Consider the following 17,818-nt stretch of genomic DNA (forward strand, 5'->3'; position numbering starts at 1 on the left):
TGATCACGCGAGATCGCTCCGGGTCAGCCGCGGCAGACCGTCACGAAGTTCGCGCTGGTCACCTTCACGTCGCGCGGGCAGTTGCGGAAGCCGAAGATGCACCAGTTCCCGTCGTCGCCTTCGATCAGCAGCGCGCCGTACGCGCGTTTCTCGTTCCGCTGGTCGTTCAGGACCGCCATGGCGGCCTGCCCCTTCTGGTCGACACTGCCGACGGCGACCGGCGTTTCGCCGGAGACCAGCTCGTCCGGAGCGGCGGGCTTGTCCGGCGTGCGCGGGCAGGTCAAGGCCAGAAGCGCGGGATTGTCGCCGTCGGTCATCGCCTTCGCGATCGCCCCGGCGGTGCCGTCCGCCGTCGTCCGGTCGGGCGACGAACCGCACGCGGCGGTGACCCAGAACGCGGCGACGACGAAACCGATCAGGCCCCACCGGGAGTGCGCGGTCATGGCAGCGATACTCCGCGATCAGGCGTGACGCTGTCCAGTGACGGGCCGTAAGGCAGGATGGAGAGACCTTCACCCGATCGAGGGAATCGATGTTCAGCTCCCGTGCCCGTCAGACCACCGCCCTCCTCGGCGCAGCTCTCCTGCTCGCAGGGTGCAGCAGCGCTCCGGAACAGCAGCCGCGGCCCGCCACGTCCGAGGCGCCGGCGGCGAGCCGGGCGCCGGACGGGTCGTTCACCGTGGTCGCGACCGGTGACGTGCTGATCCACCCCGCGCTGACCGACCAGGCGAAGGAGGACGGCGGCGGCAAGATCGACTACCGGCCCCTGCTGGCCGGGATCAAACCGCTGATCTCCGGGGCCGACCTCGGCATCTGCCATCTCGAGACCCCGATCGCGCCGAAGGGCGGGCCGTACAGCGGCTACCCCTCGTTCAGCGCGCCGCCCGAGATCGTCGACGCGCTCAAGGACACTGGGTACGACACCTGTTCGACGGCGTCCAACCACACGATCGACCAGGGTGTGGACGGCGCGACCAGGACGCTGGACAAACTCGACGAGGCCGGGATCAAGCACACCGGTTCGGCGCGTTCGGCCGAAGAGGCGAAGAAACCGCTGATCGTCGACGTCAACGGGGTCAAGGTCGCGCAGATCTCCTTCTCCTACGGCTTCAACGGGATCAAGGTGCCCGCGGGCAAACCCTGGCTGGTCAACCAGATCGACCCCGAAGACGTGATCGCCGAGGCCAAGGCGGCGCGGAAGGCGGGCGCGCAGGTCGTCCTCGCGAGCCTGCACTGGGGCACCGAATACCAGCACGACCCGACCGCCGAACAGCGCTCGCTGGCGAAGAAACTGCTCGCCGACGATTCGATCGACCTGATCATCGGCCATCACGCGCACGTCGTGCAGCCCTTCGAACAGATCGGCGGCAAGTGGGTCGCCTACGGCCTCGGCAACAGCGTCGCCCGCCATTCGGAGCCGAGGGGGTCGACCGAACAGGGTGCGGCCGCGCGGTTCCGGTTCGTGCGGGACGGCGAACGCTGGAAGGTCGACAAGGCCGAATACGTTCCGACGCTGGTCCAGCTCGGCCCGCCGATCCGCCTGCTCGACCTGACCGCGGGCCAGGCAGGGAACGCCGGCGCCGAAGCGCTCAAGGCCACCGACGAGGTCGTCCTCAGCCGTGGCGCCGGTGACCAAGGGCTGACCCGGCCCGGCCGCTGACCCGAGGAGGACAGGGGTGGGCTCTTCCCCGCCCACCCCTGCCTCACCGCGCCCGCCTTCAATACCGTCGCCGCACCACCAGTTTCGCGAGGGCCGCGAGCTCGGCGCCTGGGCGGGGCACCGGGTTCGAGACGGCGAGATGGTGCAGCGCGCCGGTCAGGAGCGCGTCGGCCTGCTCCTGACTCCACGCCCGGCCGCCCGCGCGTTCCACCAGTGCCGCCGCGTGGGGCAATTCCGCGACGTCGAGGTTTTCCTTGCGGTACAAGGCATCCAGTTCTCGACCGGCGTCCGTCCCCGAGTGGAGCGCGGCCACCACCGGCAGGGACTTCTTCCGGTTGGACAGATCCGAGTGGACCGGTTTCCCGGTCACCGCCGGATCGCCCCAGATCCCGAGCAGATCGTCGATGTGCTGGAACGCCAGCCCGAGTGCCCTCCCGTACTCGGTCAGCCGGTCCACCTGATCGCGCCTCCCTTCCCCGGCCAGTGCCCCGAGCGTGCACGACGCCCCGAGCAACGCGCCGGTCTTCCCCTCGGCCATCCGCACGCATTCGGCGGTGTCGACGTCACCGCGTTCCTCGAACTTCAGATCGGCGCTCTGCCCTTCCAGCAGATCGATCACGGCGGTGCTGAGCACCCGCAACGCGTCCTGCCCGAACGGGGCCAGCACCTCGAAGGCGCGGCACAGCAGGGCGTCCCCGGCGAGGATCGCCGCGCCGGTGCCGAAAACGGTCCACGCCGTCGGCCGGTGCCGCCGGGTGGTGTCGGAGTCCATCACGTCGTCGTGCAGCAGGGAGAAGTTGTGCACCAGTTCCACCGCGACACCCACCGGGACGGCGATCTCGGCGTGCCCGCCGACCGCCTGTGCCGACAACAGCGCGAGGGCGGGCCGCAAGGCCTTCCCGCTGTCCGAAGTGGACGGACGTCCGTGTTCGTCCCACCAGCCGAAGTGGTAGCCGGCGATGAGCCGCATCGATTCGGGCAGGCCGTCGACGGCGTCGCGCAGTGCCGGGTCGAGCAGATTCCGGCTCCAGGTCAGCACTTCACCGGCTGGACGTGCTCCGGTACGGGTCTCGGTTGTCGTCAACGGACTCCCTTTCGGTCGACCCGGTGAACTGCTGTTTCCGCAATTCTCGGATACCCATTCGAGCGGGGCGGGTGCAAAGTCAACATAGCAAGGCGTAATGCCCGGACAAACAACTCGATCGGGTCGGCGGAGAGGTTCACCTGTTTGCCGGACCACCCCCGGACGCGTGGCCAGGGGCGGCCGTTCGGGTGCCAGGGCCACGGGAAATGCCGAGGATGCGGCAAGGTTGGTGACTTCTCGTGGCGGCCGCTCACTCGGTCGTGAAGCCGGGCTCTCCGAGCGGTGACGCGCCTTTCCGGCGCGTGGCGGAAATTGTTTCGAGTGCTGAGAAATTGGGCCGAGACGGTGATGATCGGCCGGGCGTCGTCCGCCGCTGGTATGAATTGATTCAACCGGTCTTTTCCGCTCGTGGAAGCGTGAACTAGTTTCGGCAGTCTCCCGCCTGGAAGGACTCGAATGGGTATTTACCTGACCGGCATCGCCTGGGTCGTCGGCGCGGCCGCCCTCGCGGGCTTCGTCGGCTACCTCGTCCGCAGGTTCGGCTGGGACGAGGGACGCCCCGACAACAACGACGCCGCCGGCCAGGTGTTCACCATCGTCGGCGGGCTGCACGCCGTCCTGGTCGCGTTCATCCTGATCTCACTGTTCGACTCCGCGACCGCGGCGCGCGAGGGCTCCTACCACGAGGCGGACAGCCTGGTCGCCGCCGTCTGGGCCGCCGATTCGCTGGGGACCGAGGTCAAGGACGAGGTGCGGAAGCTGAGCGCGGAGTACATCACCACGGTCGAGCAGAAGGAGTGGCCGCTGATGGCCGGGGGCGAGACGAGCCTCCCCGATCTCGGCTGGACACAGCTAGACATGTTGCGCAAGGCGGTGGACAAGGCCCCGTCGGACGACGACTGGCTCCGTGAACGCAAGACCGAGGCGTCCACCCAGCTCTGGCAGGTCTACGAGGCCCGGCAGGACCGGCTCAACGCGGTCGTCGGCGGCCGGGTCGGCGGCGTGGTCTGGTTCGCGCTCATCCTCGGCAGCCTCGTTTCGGCGCTGTTGCCCAACCTGTTCGGCGGCACCCGGCTGGCCGCGCATCTCGTGATCGTGTCCACGCTGGCAGGCACGGTCACGTTGCTGCTGTTCGCGATCTACCAGCTGCAGAACCCGTTCGGCGGCGGGGTGCGGATCCCGCCGGACGCGTTCACCTCCGCGCTGGCGAGGATCTCTTGAGCCGGTGAGCACAGTGGACCGGCTGACGCGGGCGGCGGCGACGGTGGCCGTCGCCGGTCTGGTGGGCGCGTCGGCACTGCTGACCCCGATGGCCGCGCGCGCCGCCGAATCCTGCCTGGTGGTGCAGGCGGAGACCGGGTCGCACGGGAAGTCGAAGCTGCGCTGGCTCGACGTCGGATCGGGGACCACTTCGCGGGTGACCGAGCCGGGTTACCGCCTCAACGCGCTCGGCTACTCCGCGACACGGAACCTCGTCTTCGGTGTCGCGGAAGGGCTCGGCCGGGGTACGCACGCGGTGACGATCGACCGTGAGGGCAAGACCCAGGATCTCGGCCCGATCACCCGCGCGGGGAACCGGCTGCCGGTGTGGAGCCCTGTCGCCGGGGTGACCGCCGGCGCGATCGGCGGGAATTCCTGGTACCTGCTCAGGAACGGCACACTGTACACAGTGGACTTGTCGCCGGGGGACCGGTACCTGCGGATCGTCAGGACGGTGTTCCTGCGGCCGATCACGCTCGCCCACGATGTCAACGATTTCGCGTACCACAATGGATTGCTCTACGGCGTGTCCACCACCTGGCGCGGAAAGGGCGCCGTGATCACCATCGATCCGGCGTCCGGCAAGGTCCGAGAAGCCGAAGACGCGCGTTTCCCGCCCGCCGACGTCTACGGCTCCGTCGTCCTCGGCCGTGACGGCGCTTTGTACGCGATGGCGAATCGGATCGGCGGGCGCAGCGTCCTCTATCGCCTCGACCGGAGCGGGCAGGTGACCGTGGTGCGTTCGGGTCCGCCGCTGGCGGGTTCGGACGCCGCGGGCTGCCTCACCGCGCCCGAACCACCAAAGCCCGAGCCGCCCAAGCCGGAACCGCCCAAGCCGACGCCCACGCCATCTCCGACACCCACGCCGAGTCCGACGCCTTCCTCCACTCGGACTCCGACGCCTTCCCCCAGCCCGTCCTCGACGCCTTCGCCCAGTCCGTCGTCGTCACCGAGCCCTTCGCCGACGCCGTCGTCGAGCGCGGCGCCGACTCCCGCGCCTCAGGTGGTCCCGCCGCCCGCTCCCGCGCCGAAACCGTCTCGTTCGGCCGCGCCCAGGGAGCGGAAGGAGGCGGCGGAGACCGATTCCCTCGCCCGCACGAAGGAGAAGCGGCGGTGGGGATTGACCGCGCTGGTGCTGATCCTCGGCGGCGGTGCGGCCGCGGGTGCCGTCCGGCGGGGCCGGTGAGTCAGTACTTGAACTGATCCACGTTCTCGCGCGTGATGAGCAGCGGGTCGCCGAGGAGCACGGTCTTCCTGTCCTCCTCGTACTTGATCGCGGGCAGTTCGAGGTTGACCTTGTTCGACGGGCTCAGCCGTTTGCCCTCGGCGATCTGCTTGCCCGCCCACGCGGTGAGGTAGCCGAGCGATTCGACGTTCCACAGCACCGACAGCGAGGCGGAACCGTCCAGCAGGTACGGCTTGATCGCCTGCGGCGTCCCGACGCCGACGGTGAAGACGCGGCCGATCTTCTGCTGCGACCGCACCGCCTCGGCGACCCCTGGCGCGGACGTCGTGCACTCGCCGACCAGTCCGGTGAGATCCGGGTACTTGGCCATCAGCCCCTTGGCCAGCGCGGTGGCGTTGTCCTTGTCCTCGCCGGCGTAGACCGTCTCGACGAGCTGCGCATGGGGGTACTCCGTAGCGGTATACGTCCGCTGGACGGCGATCCACGCGTTGAGGTTCTCGGCGGTCTCGCCGCAGGAGACGATCGCGTACTTGCCCGCGTTCCCCATCTTCTTCATCAGTGCGTCGGTGAGCGCCTTGCCGATACCCTCCGGGGTCGCCTGGTTGACGAAGAGCTCGCGATCGGTGCCGGGCGCGTCGGTGTCCGAAGTGATCACATGGACGCCCTTGGCCCGCGCCTCGGTGATCGCGGGGGCGATCGTCCTCGGATCGTTCGGCGCGATCGCGATGACGTCCACCTGCTGGTCGACGAGGCCGCGCACGATGGAGACCTGCGCCGCGGGGTCCACCGTGGCCGGACCGGTCGATGCCCATTCGACCCCGAGCTGCTTGGCCGCGGCCTGCCCGCCGGTGTTCATCGCCTCGAAGTACGGGATGCCCGCGACCTTCGGCACGAACACGATCCGGATCGGCTTCGCCGCCGTCTCCGCGGGTTCTTCACCACCGCAGCCGGTCAGCCCGAACACCATGCCCCAAGCGAGCACAGTGGCAACGACGAGCGTCTTCGTCGGCCCTCGCATCTCCACCCCATAGTCACGGAACTACCTGAACCAGCCGATCGGTCTACGCGCGGTGGAGACCTCCGGCGAAACTAGGGGTCGTCGGTTACCCCGGTCAACCGGATGAGCGCAAAGGGTTACGGAAGTGAGTTCATCGACCTGGGTTGATTACCGGGTCGGCCTATGGGGGTGACGCTGAGCGATCGCGAGACGGGGGTCACTGCGCGATCTATACGGGTGGGGGGTATGGTTTCCCGCATGAACGAGACACGTCCTGGAGCAAGCTGGTCGATGGCGGCGTCGGCGACCCTGCACTGCCTCACCGGCTGTGCGATCGGTGAGGTCCTCGGCATGGTGATCGGCACGGCGCTCGGCCTCGGCAACGTGGCGACGATCATCCTCGCGGTGGCGCTCGCCTTCGTCTTCGGTTACGCGCTGACCATGCGCGGCGTGCTGAAGTCGGGCCTGCCGTTCGGCACCGCGCTCAAGGTGGCGCTGGCGGCCGACACGGTGTCGATCGCGGTCATGGAGATCGTCGACAACGGGGTCATGCTGGTGGTGCCCGGTGCGATGGAGGCGGGGCTCGCGAGCCTGCTGTTCTGGGGCGCGCTGGCGTTCGCGCTGGCCGTCGCGTTCGTGCTGACGGTGCCGGTGAACAAGTGGATGATCGGGCGCGGGCTGGGGCACGCGAAGGTCCACGCGCACCACGGCGGGCATGGTGACCACAGTGGTCACGAGGGGCACAGTGGTCACGAGGGCCACCACGCGCACTGAGCGCTGCCCACCAGGTGGGTTGCGAAAGCCACTTTCACAACGTTGAAGGTTGCGAAAGTGGCTTTCGCAACGCCACGAAGGCCGGCTCAGACGCTCGACAGGTCGATCGCCTTGTCGATCTCCTTCGGCATCAGCACCCGCAGAAGACCCTCCAGCAGGTAGTAATCGGCGTAGGGCAACGAAACCTCGACACCGTCCTCCGCGCGGCGGTTGCGCGTCCCGCGCGCCACGATCGCCTCGGCGCGGGTGGACTTGGTGGTCAGGCAGGTGTCGCACAACGCGGTCAGGATCCGGATCGCCGCCTCGCGGTAGTGCGGCCGGTTCGCGACCTTCGCCAGGTCGAGCAGGCCGCACGCCATCACCGCGCCGGCGGAGGAATCCTTGATGTCGTGAGGCGTCTGCGGGGCGAGGTAGTCCCACACCGGCACGTTGTCCGGGGTGAGGGCGCGCAGCGCGAAGTCGGCCAGGCGTTGCGCGGTCCGCAGGAACAGCGGGTCGCCGGAACGCCGGTACATCGTGGTGAACCCGTAGATCCCCCAGGCCTGTCCGCGCGACCAGCAGGACGCCGGGCTGTAACCCTGCACGGTGTTCGGCCCGATCTCGGCGCCCGTTTCGGGATCGAAGTCGAACACGTGCGGCGTCGAGCCGTCCGGGCGCAGGAAGACCCGTTCGGTGGTCTTCGCGTGGGAGACGGCGATGTCGAGGTACTTCCGGTCACCGGTCTGCTTGCTCGCGAAGGTCAGCAGATCCAGGTTCATCATCGTGTCGATGATGACCCGCCCGGCGTTGCCCGGCGTGCCGAGCGCGCCCCACGCCCGGATGAACCTCCCCTTTTCGTTGTAGCGCTGGATGAGCGACGCGGCGGCGTTGAGCGCGCCGGTGCGCCATTTCTCGTCGCCGGTGAGCCGCCAGCCGGTCACCCACGACGGATAGAATAGGAATCCGAGGTCGTGGTCCCGCGTCTCGTACTGACGCGGCGCGAGCTTTTCCGCCGACGCCATGGCGAGGGTGCGGAATTGCGGATCGCCGCTGTAGAGGGAGGCGAGCCACAAAGTGCCCGGCCAGAATCCGCCGATCCAGCCGCCGTTCTGCGAATAGGTCCATTTCTCGAACCGGGTGATCTCCGGAAAGGCCGTCACGCCGGGTGCGACCGCCCGCAATTTCGTCACCGCGTAATCGGCCGTTCGGCGGAAAGTCCTTAGGCTGTCGGTGGTTTCCTCGGCCGCTCCGGCGGCCGGGGTGATCGACGTCGCCGCGACGGCGGCACCGGCCGCGGTGGTCAACAGGGTTCGCCGGGAAACGCTCACAATGCCCGCCATTCGTAGTGGGAAATGCGTCACGGGAGTTTCGCACGACGATGACGGGATTGTGAAGACCGTTCATGGTTGTGAATAAAAGGCTCACTCAGCGGGACGGATGTTCGCGTTGTGCCGGAACACGTTGTCCGGGTCGTACGCCGCCTTGATGCCGGCCAGCCGCGCGTACTTCTCCGCGCCGAACGCCGTGCGCACCCGGTCTTCGTCGTATTCGTTCATGAAGTTCAGGTAGCCGCCGTAGTTGCTGGAATGCGGCAGGAGTTCCTCCCACAGCGTCCGCGCCCAGACGCGGTCGGCGGCCAGGAGTTCCGGTGTCGGGGCCGTGGCCGCCATCCCGACGACGAACCCGGGCGTCCGCGGCCCGCCGAACGCGGTCGCGTCTTCGCGCACCGTCGAGAATGTGTCCTGCAGGGGCACGATGGGCAGCACGGTCGTCGGCGATGCCTTGTCCGGCAGGCGCGCGGCGATCACGTCGATGACCTTTTCGGACAGCGAGGCGACGTACAGCGACTTCTCGTAGGCGAGGATTCCCCGTGGCGCGGTCGGGTCGAGCAGTTTCTGCAGTTCCGCGTACGGCATCGGCGTGACGAGTTCGAATGCCGCGGGCAGGCCGCCCCGGATCCGCTCGACCAGCCGGGCGTGCCGTTCGGGACCGTCGAAGCCGGCGACGACGAGCGCGAGACCCGGCGCGAGGTGAAGCTCCGGCGGGACGAAGGGCGCGGGTGGCGCGTTGAGCCCGACGAGCATGGAACCGGTGCCCGACGGCAGGGACGCGATCACGTCCTTCGCGAAGCGCATCGCCTCGGGCGCGTCGGCCAGCGTCCAGAAGAACAGCCCGACCTCGGCGAGGCCGACGCGGTGCAGCCGGAACTCGAATTCCGTGACCACGCCGAAGTTCCCGCCCCCGCCACGCAGCGCCCAGAAGAGATCCGGATGCTCCGCCTCGGAAGCCCGCAGGATCCGGCCGTCGGCCGTCACGACCTCCGCCGAGAGCAGATTGTCGATCGTGAGCCCGTGTTTCGCGGTCAGCCAGCCGAAACCGCCGCCGAGGGTGAGGCCGCCGACGCCGGTGTCGCTCACCGTGCCGCCGACCGTCGCGAGCCCGTGTCGCTGCGTCGCCTCGTCGACGTCGGCCCAGAGCGCGCCGCCGCCGACCAGCGCGGTGCGGGTGCCGGGATCGACGGTGATCCGGCGCAGCCCGCCGAGGTCGATCACCAGACCGTCGTCGGCGACGGCGGAACCGCTGAAACTGTGCCCGCCGCCGCGCACGGTGATCTCGAGTCCCTTGTCGCGGCCGAACGCCAGCGCGGTGACGACGTCTTCGCGCGTGGCGCATTCGGCGACCACCGCCGGGCGCCGGTCGATGTCGCCGTTCCACACGGCGCGGGCGGCGTCGTAACCCGGATCGGCGGCGGTGACCACCGTGCCGGACAGTTTTTCGCGCAGCGTGGTCGTTTCGGGCGGATTCATGCGGACCCCCTCAGGTCGTGGCTACCGCACGGTCTCTGAGCGGCAGGCAACGCCCAAGGTCCGTCCGCGTGGGCGAAAGGGCGGACGAAAGGGCGAAGGCCCGGCGTTATGGGGTACGCCGGGCCTTCGCGATCAGGGGAGTGTCACGAGCACTTGGGCGCCACCGGCAGGTCCGAGCCGGTCTGCACGTAGGTGTCGGAGACGTAGTGCCCCGGGCCGATCCGGTCCCAGACGTTGCTGGTGCCGAACTTGCCGGTGACGGTCTCGCCCTCGACGTAGCACTCGATGTTGACCTTCGCGTAGTTCGCCGCGAGGCCCTTGATCGCCGCGGTGGTGCTGGCCGAGGCCCGGACGTTCATCGGGTCGCCGGCGGTGCTGATGACGCCGGTCGGGCCGGAGCCGGTCCACAGGTAGGAGACGTTGACCCAGCCGTTGTCCGTCATCTTCAGGCCGTCCCAGAAGGTGCCGTCCGCGAGGTCGATACCCGCCGGGTTGGCCACCCGGCGGCCGAACTCGTCCTTGCCGCCGTTGTAGCCGTCCTGGTACGCGGCCTGCGCCTCGGGCTTGCCCTGCGGCAGGTTCTTCCACATCTGGCGGGTGGCCGACGGGTTCCAGTAGTCGTCCTTGGTGTTCCACGGGCCGACGTCCCACACCGGGGCGTACTCGCAGCGGCTGTTGTCGGTGCGGCAGACGCGGACGGTGTAGTTGCCGGTGTTCTTCGGCGCGAGGCCGCGGCCCGAGGGGAGGGCGACGAAGTGGTCGCGGGACTTGATCACGTGGCCGTTGGCGGTGGTGCCGCCGACGAGGCCCTCACGGGTGCCGTAGACCCGGTACGTCAGCGCGGCGGCGGCCGCCCCGATCGCGTTGGTCTGCGGGCCGAGCTCACCCTGAAGGGTGACGTCGCTGACCTTCGCGGTCACGCCGTCGGTCACCGTGCGCAGTCCGATACGGACCTGGACCGTGGAGACCGAAGCGGACAGCTGGGCGGCGCCGCCCTCGGTGGGCGTCCACTCCGTCCAGTCCTGGGAGTTGAGCTTGCCCCGGACGTCGACCTCGACCTCGGTGCCCTTCGGCGCGTCGGCGGTCACCTGCGCGGTGACGCGGTTGACCGGCTTCCCGAGCTTCTGCTCGGCGAGCAGCAGGTAGCCCTGGCTGCCGACGGAGTCGGGTTTTCTGTGCCAGGCGGCGTTTTCCAGGCTGAGCACGCCACCGTCGCTGCGGACGTTGACGTCGTCTCCGTCCACAGTGGACAGATCGGCGCGCCAGCTGCCTTCGGGCGCCGCGTTCGCGGGGCTGGCGGCCAAGGCGGTGACCGCCCCCACGGCCAGGACGGCCGCCATCACCCGGCGGGCCTTAACGGTCCGGACCATTCCGGTCTCCCTTCGAGCACTCTCGGTTGCTACGAAGGGAGCTTCGCTGGGGCCTGTACACGATCGATACAAAAGCTAGTCGGCACCTGGTTGCGGTGGGTGAACCTCAGGCGCTCGCGGAATCGTCGTACGACGCTTCGGCCGCCTCCTGAAGACGCGAGGCGAGCGCGGATTCCTGTGGGCGCGCGGAGAGTTCCCGCCACAACGCCAGCGCGCGTTCCGAATACGTCCGCGACCGCTCGGGCTGGCTCAGCGCCTCGTGCAGTTCGCCGAGCAACTGCGACACCTCGGCCTCGGACCGGCGGTCCCCGTTGCGCCGGTGCACGCTCAGCGAATTGACCAGCAGCAGTTGCGCGTGGGCCAGGTCTCCGCTGTGCAGATACAGCTCGCCGAGATTCTGGTTCGCGTAGCCGACGCAGTGGTCGTCGCCGAGTTCGTTGAAGATCGCGATGGCACGGTCGACCCGCTCCCGCGCGCCGGAGAGGTTGCCCTGGTGCTGGCGCAGCATGGCGAGCCGTTTCAACGCGTGCGCCTCGCGGTGCCGGTCGCCGATCAGGGCGGACTGCTCCAGTGCCTCGGTGAACCAGCGTTCCGCGTCGGCGAACCGGCGCCGCGCCAGCCACACCGCGCCGATCGCGATCCGCGCGACGGCCTCGCCGTGCGGATCGCCCGCCGCCGAGAACTGGTCGAGCGCCGCGTGACAGTGCTCCAGCGCGACGGTGTCCTCGCCCTTGATCCGCAGCACGGTGCCGAGCCCGGCCAGCGCGATCGCCGCGCCCCGCGTGTCGCCGATCTTGTCGAACAGCAGTTGCGACTGCTCGAACGCGACCAGGGCCTCGGCGTAGCTGTCCTGGTACAGCTGGATCTGCCCGAGGTTGCGCTGGATGATCGCCTCGCCGCGGACCTCGCCGGACCGGCGGGCGGCGGCCAGCGCGACGGCGTGCGTGTGCATCCAGTCGTCCTGGTGACCGCGCTGGTCGAAGTACGGCGCCAGCGCGGCGGCGAGACGCCAGGCCAGCGAGTCGAAGCCCAGATCGGCGGCGAGCGAGACGGCGGCGACACAGGTGTGCCGCTCGGCGGCGAACCACGCGGCCGGATCCTCGATCAGATGCGCGGTGCCCGGCGGCAGCACGGGCTGGACGGCCGTGTCGTCCCGGTAGAGCCCGAAGAAATGGATCGGCATCCGGTCCGCGGCTTCGACCGCGAGCGCGAGATAGCCCTCCAGTACCCGTTTCGTGGCGTCGCGCGCCTTCAGCGGAACGTCCTGCGCGCGGAGTTCGAGGGCGTAACACCGCAACAGGTCGTGCAGGCGGTAGCGAGGCTCGCCGGTGGCGTCCGAGCCGCTGAGCTCGACCAGGTGGGCGTCCACCAGCACGTCGAGGACGTCCTCACCATGCGTACGGCCGAGCAGGGCCGCGACCACCCAGCCGGGGAACTGGACCGACCCGAGCCCGCCGAGGCCGCGGAACGCGGTCGCCGCCGACATCGGGAGGAGGTCGTAGCTGAGCGTGACACTGGCCCGTACGGCGAGATCGCCGACGCGGAGTTCGTCCAATCTTCGTCTTTCGTCGCGCAGCCGGTCGGCCAGTACGCGCAACGTCCAGCCCGGCCGGTGGGTCAGCTTCGCCCCGGCGACCCGGATCGCCAGCGGCAGATATCCGCAGTGGCGCAGGATCGCGGTCGCGCACTCCGGCTCCGCCGCGACCCTTTCCGTGCCGACGATGCCTTCGAGCAGCTTCGCGGCGTCGGCTTCGGGCAGCAGGTCGACGTCGACGGGAGTCGCCCCGGCCAGATCCGGCATCCGGATCCGGCTGGTGATCAGCATCGCGCAGGAACCCGCGCCGGGCAGCAGCGGGCGGACCTGCGCGGCGCTGCCGGCGTCGTCGAGGACGACGCACATCCGCAGGGTCGCGAGCCGGGACCGCAGTAACGCCGCGCGCTCGGGGAGATCACGCGGCAGCCCCGCGTCGGGAACCCCCAGCGCGCGGAGCAACTCGGCGAGAACGGTCATCGGGGGACGGGGCGAGGACGACGTCCCGGCGAGGTCGACGTGCAGCTGACCGTCCGGGAAGTCGTCGCGGACCGCGTGCGCCACCCGGATCGCGACGGAGGACTTGCCGATCCCCGGCGCCCCGGACAGCACCGCGATCGCGGGCTTTCCCTGGGTGCGACGCTCGTGGAAGAGGCCGACGAGCGCGCTGACCACCTCGTCGCGGCCGGTGAAGTCCGGCAGGTCCAGCGGCAGCTGGCAGACCGGTGTCATCGGCACGGTGAGGGCGGCGGCCACCGCGTCCTGGGTCGCGGACGGCGTGAGGACGAGTGAGGCCCGCAGTTCCCGCAGCCGCGGGCCCGGTTCGGTGCCGAGTTCCTCCGCGAGCACCTTTTCGGCCGTTTCGTAGGCCTCGATCGCGTCGGCCGTGCGGCCGTCGGCCCGCAGCGCGACGATCAGCTGCTGCCAGAGCTCTTCGCGCAGGGGGTGTTCGGTGACCAGGCCGCGCAGCTCGGCGACGGCCTCGGCGGTCCGGCCGAGTTCGATCCTCGCCCGAAGCCGCTGTTCCTGGACCGCGAGCCGCAGCTCCGTCAGCCGGGCGACGGTCGCGCCCCAGCCATGATCGTGGGGGAGGCCTTCGAGAACTTCCCCGCGCCACAGCGCTTCCGCTTGATCCAGCAGGTCGAGGGCCGATTCGGCTTCCCCGTGGCCGAGCGCGTCCTGCGCGCGGGCGGCCAACTCGCCGAAGCGGATGTGGTCGATCTCGTCGGGTGCGGCCTTGAGGATGTATCCGGATGCCCGGCTTCCGATGCGCTCCCCGAGTTCGGGGTCGTGGTCGGCGAGGCGTTTGCGGAGCGAATGGACGTAGGTGCGGATGTTCGCCGCCGCCGAACGAGGCGCCGACGAAGGCCACAGGACCTCGATCAGCAGTTCGGTGGAGACGACGACGTTGGGCTGGAGCAGGAGAGCGGCCAGCAGCAGCCGGGGTTTGGGCCCGCCGAGCGGCACCACCTGCCCGTCCACCGCCACTTCGAGCGGACCGAGAACGCGAAACCCGAGAATAGTCACCTAAACCGCCAATACGGCAGGAGCCCCATATCCGCCGATAATATTGCCGTCCCGCCATGGTTGGCTAGATCCATTCGCATGCATGTGCAGACAGCGGTCGGCGTTTGTACGTGATGTGTACGACGCCGGTCGACGCTGCGGTCATGAAGCGTTCAAGTGTCCGGCGGCTCGCCGGTTTCTTTCTCGTGCTGGTGACGGCGGGCGCCTTGGGCCTCGCCGGAGCCACTCCCGCACTGGCCGCGGCCACCGGGACCGTGAAGACGGCGGGTGACCCGCTGAACGTCCGCCGCGCCCCGAGCACCTCCGCGACCGCGGTGCGCACGGTGGCCAACGGCGCCACGGTGACCATCGACTGCCAGACGGTCGGGACCTCGGTCACCGGTCCGCTGGGCACCACGACGTTGTGGGACTACGTCCCCGCGCTCGGCGGCTACATCTCCGACAGCTACGTCTACACCGGCTCCGACCAGCGGATCGCACCCGACTGCGGAGTCGGTTCCGGCAGTGCCGAATGTTCCACCGGTGTCTGCGCGGGTGAGGGCCAGTTCCGCTCGTCGGACGCGCATTTCCTGGTCTACGACCGGAACGCCGACGGCAAGTCCGCCGTCGTCGCGTACTGGCTGAAGGGCGGCGCCGGCCCGTTCTACGTCTGGGCCTCCGGCGGCAACGGCACCCACGTCGACAAGGCCGTGCCGGTCGCGAAGGGATCGTGGGTCTATTACAAGGTCTGCGTCGCCGACGCCGCCGCCAATCCGGCGCTCGAAGCCTGTAGTGGCGGCATCACCGATTACGCCGCGTGAAATCCCTCCCCGTTCTTTCCCCACTTCGAAAGGTTGAATTTTCATGGGCCAGGTGAATCGGCGTGCGGTACTCCTCGGTGGGGCCGCGGCGGTTTCGGCGGCGGCGTTGTCGTCGACGGTGCCTTCGTGGGCGAACGCGAGAACGCTGGCGGCGGCGCCCGCCATCCACGACCCGTTCCAGCTCGGAGTCGCGTCGGGTGACCCGTTGCCGGACAGCGTCGTGCTGTGGACGCGGCTCGCTCCCGCCCCGCTGAACCCCGACGGTTTCGGCGGTATGCCGGACGCTTCGTACACAGTGGACTGGGAGATCGCCAACGACCAGGCGTTCTCCTCGATCGCGCAGAGGGGGACCGTGACCGCGGCCCGCGCTTCCGGGCACAGCGTCCACATCGAACCGGTCGGACTGGAGCCGGGACGGGAATACTTCTACCGGTTCAAGACCAGCGGCCACATCTCGCCCGTCGGCCGGACGCGGACGGCGCCCGCCGCCGGTGCCGCGGTGAACCAGCTGAAGTACTGCTTCTCCTCTTGCCAGCACTGGGAGGAAGGCTGGTACCACTCGTACAAGGGCATGCTCGCCGACAACCCGGATCTGGTGCTGTTCCTCGGCGACTACATGTACGAGCGGAAGTCCGGCCGCGCCGCCGCCGACCGGAATCCGCGCCGGCTGGCGTTCACCGAGGACGTGACGACGCTGGCCCAGTACCGCGCGCGGCACGCCCAGCACAAGACCGACGCCGACCTCCAGAACGCGCACGCGATGGCGCCGTGGGTCGTGGTCTTCGACGACCACGAGGTGATGAACAACTGGAACGGCACCACCAGCCCGGCCACCGCGGAGCGCAAGGCCGCCGGTTTCCAGGCGTTCTACGAGAACATGCCGATCCGGTCCACCGCGAAGCCGAGCGGCGCGTCGATCCGCCTGTACCGGCAGTTCGGCTGGGGCAACCTCGCCCGGTTCCACATGCTCGACACGCGCCAGTACCGCAACGCGCAGGTGACCGATCCGTCCGGTACGACGGGCCCGTCGTGCACCGACATGCGTTCGACGTCGCGCAGCATCCTGGGCACGACGCAGGAGGCTTGGCTGCTGAAGGCGCTGGAGACGCACCCGGCGAAGTGGGATTTCCTGGGCCAGCAGGTCTTCTTCGCCACTCGTGACGGCGACGGCAACAAGGCGACCTGTGAGAGCCCCGATTCCTGGCAGGGTTACGAGGCTTCCCGAGACCGGATCGCGAAGGGCATCGTGGACCGCAAGGTGCCGAACCCGATCGTGCTGACCGGCGACGTCCACCGGCACTGGGCGGCCGACCTGCGCCGCGACTATTTCAACCACAGCGACCCGGTGTTCGGTTCGGAACTGGTGACGACCTCGGTCACGAGCAACAGCGACACCGCGACCGATCCGTCGTCGACGTGGCTGTCGCACAACCCGCATATCAAGTACTGCCGGGGAAAGCGCGGTTATGTCCGGGTGACGGCGTCGCAAACGCAGATGCGGGCGGACTTCATGACGGTTTCGGACACCAGCGAGTACGACTTCTCGAAGGTGGTCCTGGCCGCGGACCGTTCGTACGTCGTCGAAGCGGGGAAGCCGGGGCTCCAGCGGGTTTAGCGACTGGGGGAGTGTCGCGAAAGCCACTTTCGAGACATCAGGTGTCCCGAAAGTGGCTTTCGCGACACCGGGGGCGGCGGCACGAGGGCGGCGGGAGCAGCGTTGCGAAAGCCACTTTCGCAACCTTCAACGTTGCGAAAGTGGCTTTCGCAACGTGCCGGGTGACCTGAGTCAGGACAGCAGATCCACCAGCGCGTCACCGCGAGGAGTCCGGGCCACGAGTACCACCTGGCCCTCGCGGTGCCGCTGGATCAACCCCGCCGAGACGAGCTGTTCGCAGTGGTAGGTCGCGGTGCTCGCGGCACAGGACAGCAGATTCGCGATCTCGCCCATCCGGGCGGGCTTTCCCAGGTGCCGCAACAGTTTCGCGCGGTGGGCGCCGACGACCAGGTCGAGCCCGTCGACGCCGGGGGCCGGTTCGGCCTTGCCGCTGTCGAGCAGGCCGTCGAGCCCCGGCAGCGGGTAGCCGATCCAGACGGCGTCCTCTTCGTCGAAGTTGGACACCACCGAGCGGCTGCCCGCGAGCATCGGGACCAGGATCAGCTTGCGGCCACGGACGGCGTACTTCGCCGGCTCGGCGTCGGGCAGCAGCAGACAGCCGTTGCTGAACCGGAAATGCGGCCGCAGCAGGCCGAGCACCGCGTCGGTCCCGCCACGGACGGAGGCGACGCCGATCCGTTCGATCTCGCGGTCGAGCAGGGGACGGGCCTTGGCCCAGAGGTTTTCGGTCGCCAGCCTGGTCGCGGTGAAGGCGTCCGCGAGCGAGGCGGCCCAGCGTCTCGGATGGTCGGCGGCCTGCCGCCACTGCGCGGGCACCCGGTCGCCGAAGACCTCCTCCAGGCCTTTCAGGACGTCCGATTCCGTCAGCTCGCGCAGCATTTCCGCCTGGGCCGCGGCGGAAGAGTCCTCACCGGGACTGATCGGGACGATGAAGTCCGGTTGCACCGAGGTGCCGCGGCGGGCGAGTGAGCTCGCCGCGCGGTAGCCCTGCTCGGGGATCGCCGAACCCACCTGACGACGCCAGGCGGCGGGCAGGCCGCGGTCGTACCCGCCGACGACCTCGACGAGCATCGAAACCAGGGAGATGTGCGGGGAAACCGTCACACCGACCGGGATCGTGCTGGTGTCACCGAGTTCGAGCCGGGTATAAGAAGCCGGGGGCGGCGTCTCGCGCATCCGGTCGTCCCTCCTGGGAGTGGGCGTCGCAGCACGCGATGTTAGCGCCTCG

The 17,818-nt window shown here is 69.3% G+C and carries 14 protein-coding genes; 6 read left to right on the forward strand and 8 right to left on the reverse strand.

All coding sequences use genetic code 11. The features are described from left to right. Positions 1-23: 23 nt before the first annotated feature. Complete coding sequence (locus tag ACZ1DY_RS09780; protein ID WP_465484125.1) at positions 24-443, reverse strand: hypothetical protein; 420 nt, start codon at positions 441-443, stop codon at positions 24-26. A gap of 89 nt (positions 444-532) precedes the next feature. On the opposite strand from ACZ1DY_RS09780, the gene ACZ1DY_RS09785 reads away from it, so the two are divergent. Next, complete coding sequence (locus ACZ1DY_RS09785) at positions 533-1,660, forward strand: CapA family protein (protein ID WP_465484126.1); 1,128 nt, start codon at positions 533-535, stop codon at positions 1,658-1,660. A gap of 58 nt (positions 1,661-1,718) precedes the next feature. On the opposite strand, the gene ACZ1DY_RS09790 is transcribed toward ACZ1DY_RS09785, so the two are convergent. Beyond that, entirely contained in the window at positions 1,719-2,744 is a 1,026-nt protein-coding gene (locus ACZ1DY_RS09790; RefSeq protein WP_257488671.1) for a family 2 encapsulin nanocompartment cargo protein polyprenyl transferase, read from the reverse strand. A gap of 456 nt (positions 2,745-3,200) precedes the next feature. Here ACZ1DY_RS09790 and ACZ1DY_RS09795 point away from each other — a divergent pair, with 456 nt between their 5' ends. Next, positions 3,201-3,965, forward strand: coding sequence for a bestrophin-like domain (locus ACZ1DY_RS09795; protein WP_257488670.1), 765 nt, complete (start codon positions 3,201-3,203; stop codon positions 3,963-3,965). A gap of 4 nt (positions 3,966-3,969) precedes the next feature. After that, positions 3,970-5,190 carry a DUF6923 family protein gene (locus ACZ1DY_RS09800; protein ID WP_465484127.1) on the forward strand — a complete coding sequence of 407 codons (1,221 nt, stop codon included), beginning with the start codon at positions 3,970-3,972 and terminating at the stop codon, positions 5,188-5,190. Position 5,191: 1 nt separating this feature from the next. On the opposite strand, the gene ACZ1DY_RS09805 is transcribed toward ACZ1DY_RS09800, so the two are convergent. After that, positions 5,192-6,208, reverse strand: a complete 1,017-nt coding sequence (locus tag ACZ1DY_RS09805) for an autoinducer 2 ABC transporter substrate-binding protein (protein ID WP_371878870.1) — start codon at positions 6,206-6,208, stop codon at positions 5,192-5,194. 270 nt (positions 6,209-6,478) lie between these two features. Here ACZ1DY_RS09805 and ACZ1DY_RS09810 point away from each other — a divergent pair, with 270 nt between their 5' ends. Further along, complete coding sequence (locus tag ACZ1DY_RS09810; RefSeq protein WP_371878899.1) at positions 6,479-6,961, forward strand: DUF4396 domain-containing protein; 483 nt, start codon at positions 6,479-6,481, stop codon at positions 6,959-6,961. Between the two features lie 86 nt (positions 6,962-7,047). Here the strand turns inward: ACZ1DY_RS09810 and ACZ1DY_RS09815 are convergent, their stop codons facing one another. From ACZ1DY_RS09815 to ACZ1DY_RS09830, 4 genes are all read right to left on the reverse strand, one after another. Then, positions 7,048-8,268 (reverse strand): glycoside hydrolase family 88 protein, encoded by a 1,221-nt coding sequence (locus tag ACZ1DY_RS09815; RefSeq protein ID WP_465485631.1) that lies wholly within the window; start codon positions 8,266-8,268, stop codon positions 7,048-7,050. 93 nt (positions 8,269-8,361) lie between these two features. Beyond that, a complete protein-coding gene (locus tag ACZ1DY_RS09820) occupies positions 8,362-9,747 on the reverse strand; it encodes an FAD-binding oxidoreductase (RefSeq protein ID WP_465484128.1) in 1,386 nt (461 codons plus the stop codon). 143 nt (positions 9,748-9,890) lie between these two features. Continuing rightward, positions 9,891-11,117: a hypothetical protein gene (locus ACZ1DY_RS09825; RefSeq protein WP_465484129.1), complete on the reverse strand. Its 1,227-nt coding sequence runs from the start codon at positions 11,115-11,117 to the stop codon at positions 9,891-9,893. Between the two features lie 106 nt (positions 11,118-11,223). Next, positions 11,224-14,175 (reverse strand): AfsR/SARP family transcriptional regulator, encoded by a 2,952-nt coding sequence (locus tag ACZ1DY_RS09830; RefSeq protein WP_465484130.1) that lies wholly within the window; start codon positions 14,173-14,175, stop codon positions 11,224-11,226. A gap of 143 nt (positions 14,176-14,318) precedes the next feature. Here ACZ1DY_RS09830 and ACZ1DY_RS09835 point away from each other — a divergent pair, with 143 nt between their 5' ends. Next, on the forward strand, positions 14,319-14,975 hold the full coding sequence (locus tag ACZ1DY_RS09835) for a hypothetical protein (RefSeq protein ID WP_219145448.1): 657 nt from the start codon (positions 14,319-14,321) through the stop codon (positions 14,973-14,975). 43 nt (positions 14,976-15,018) lie between these two features. After that, complete coding sequence (locus ACZ1DY_RS09840; RefSeq protein ID WP_465484131.1) at positions 15,019-16,590, forward strand: alkaline phosphatase D family protein; 1,572 nt, start codon at positions 15,019-15,021, stop codon at positions 16,588-16,590. 171 nt (positions 16,591-16,761) lie between these two features. Here ACZ1DY_RS09840 and ACZ1DY_RS09845 read toward each other — a convergent pair whose 3' ends face one another. After that, positions 16,762-17,766, reverse strand: a complete 1,005-nt coding sequence (locus ACZ1DY_RS09845; RefSeq protein ID WP_465484132.1) for a winged helix-turn-helix domain-containing protein — start codon at positions 17,764-17,766, stop codon at positions 16,762-16,764. Positions 17,767-17,818 lie beyond the last annotated feature (52 nt).

The sequence above is a fragment of the Amycolatopsis sp. PSD-21 genome (genome assembly GCF_055561455.1).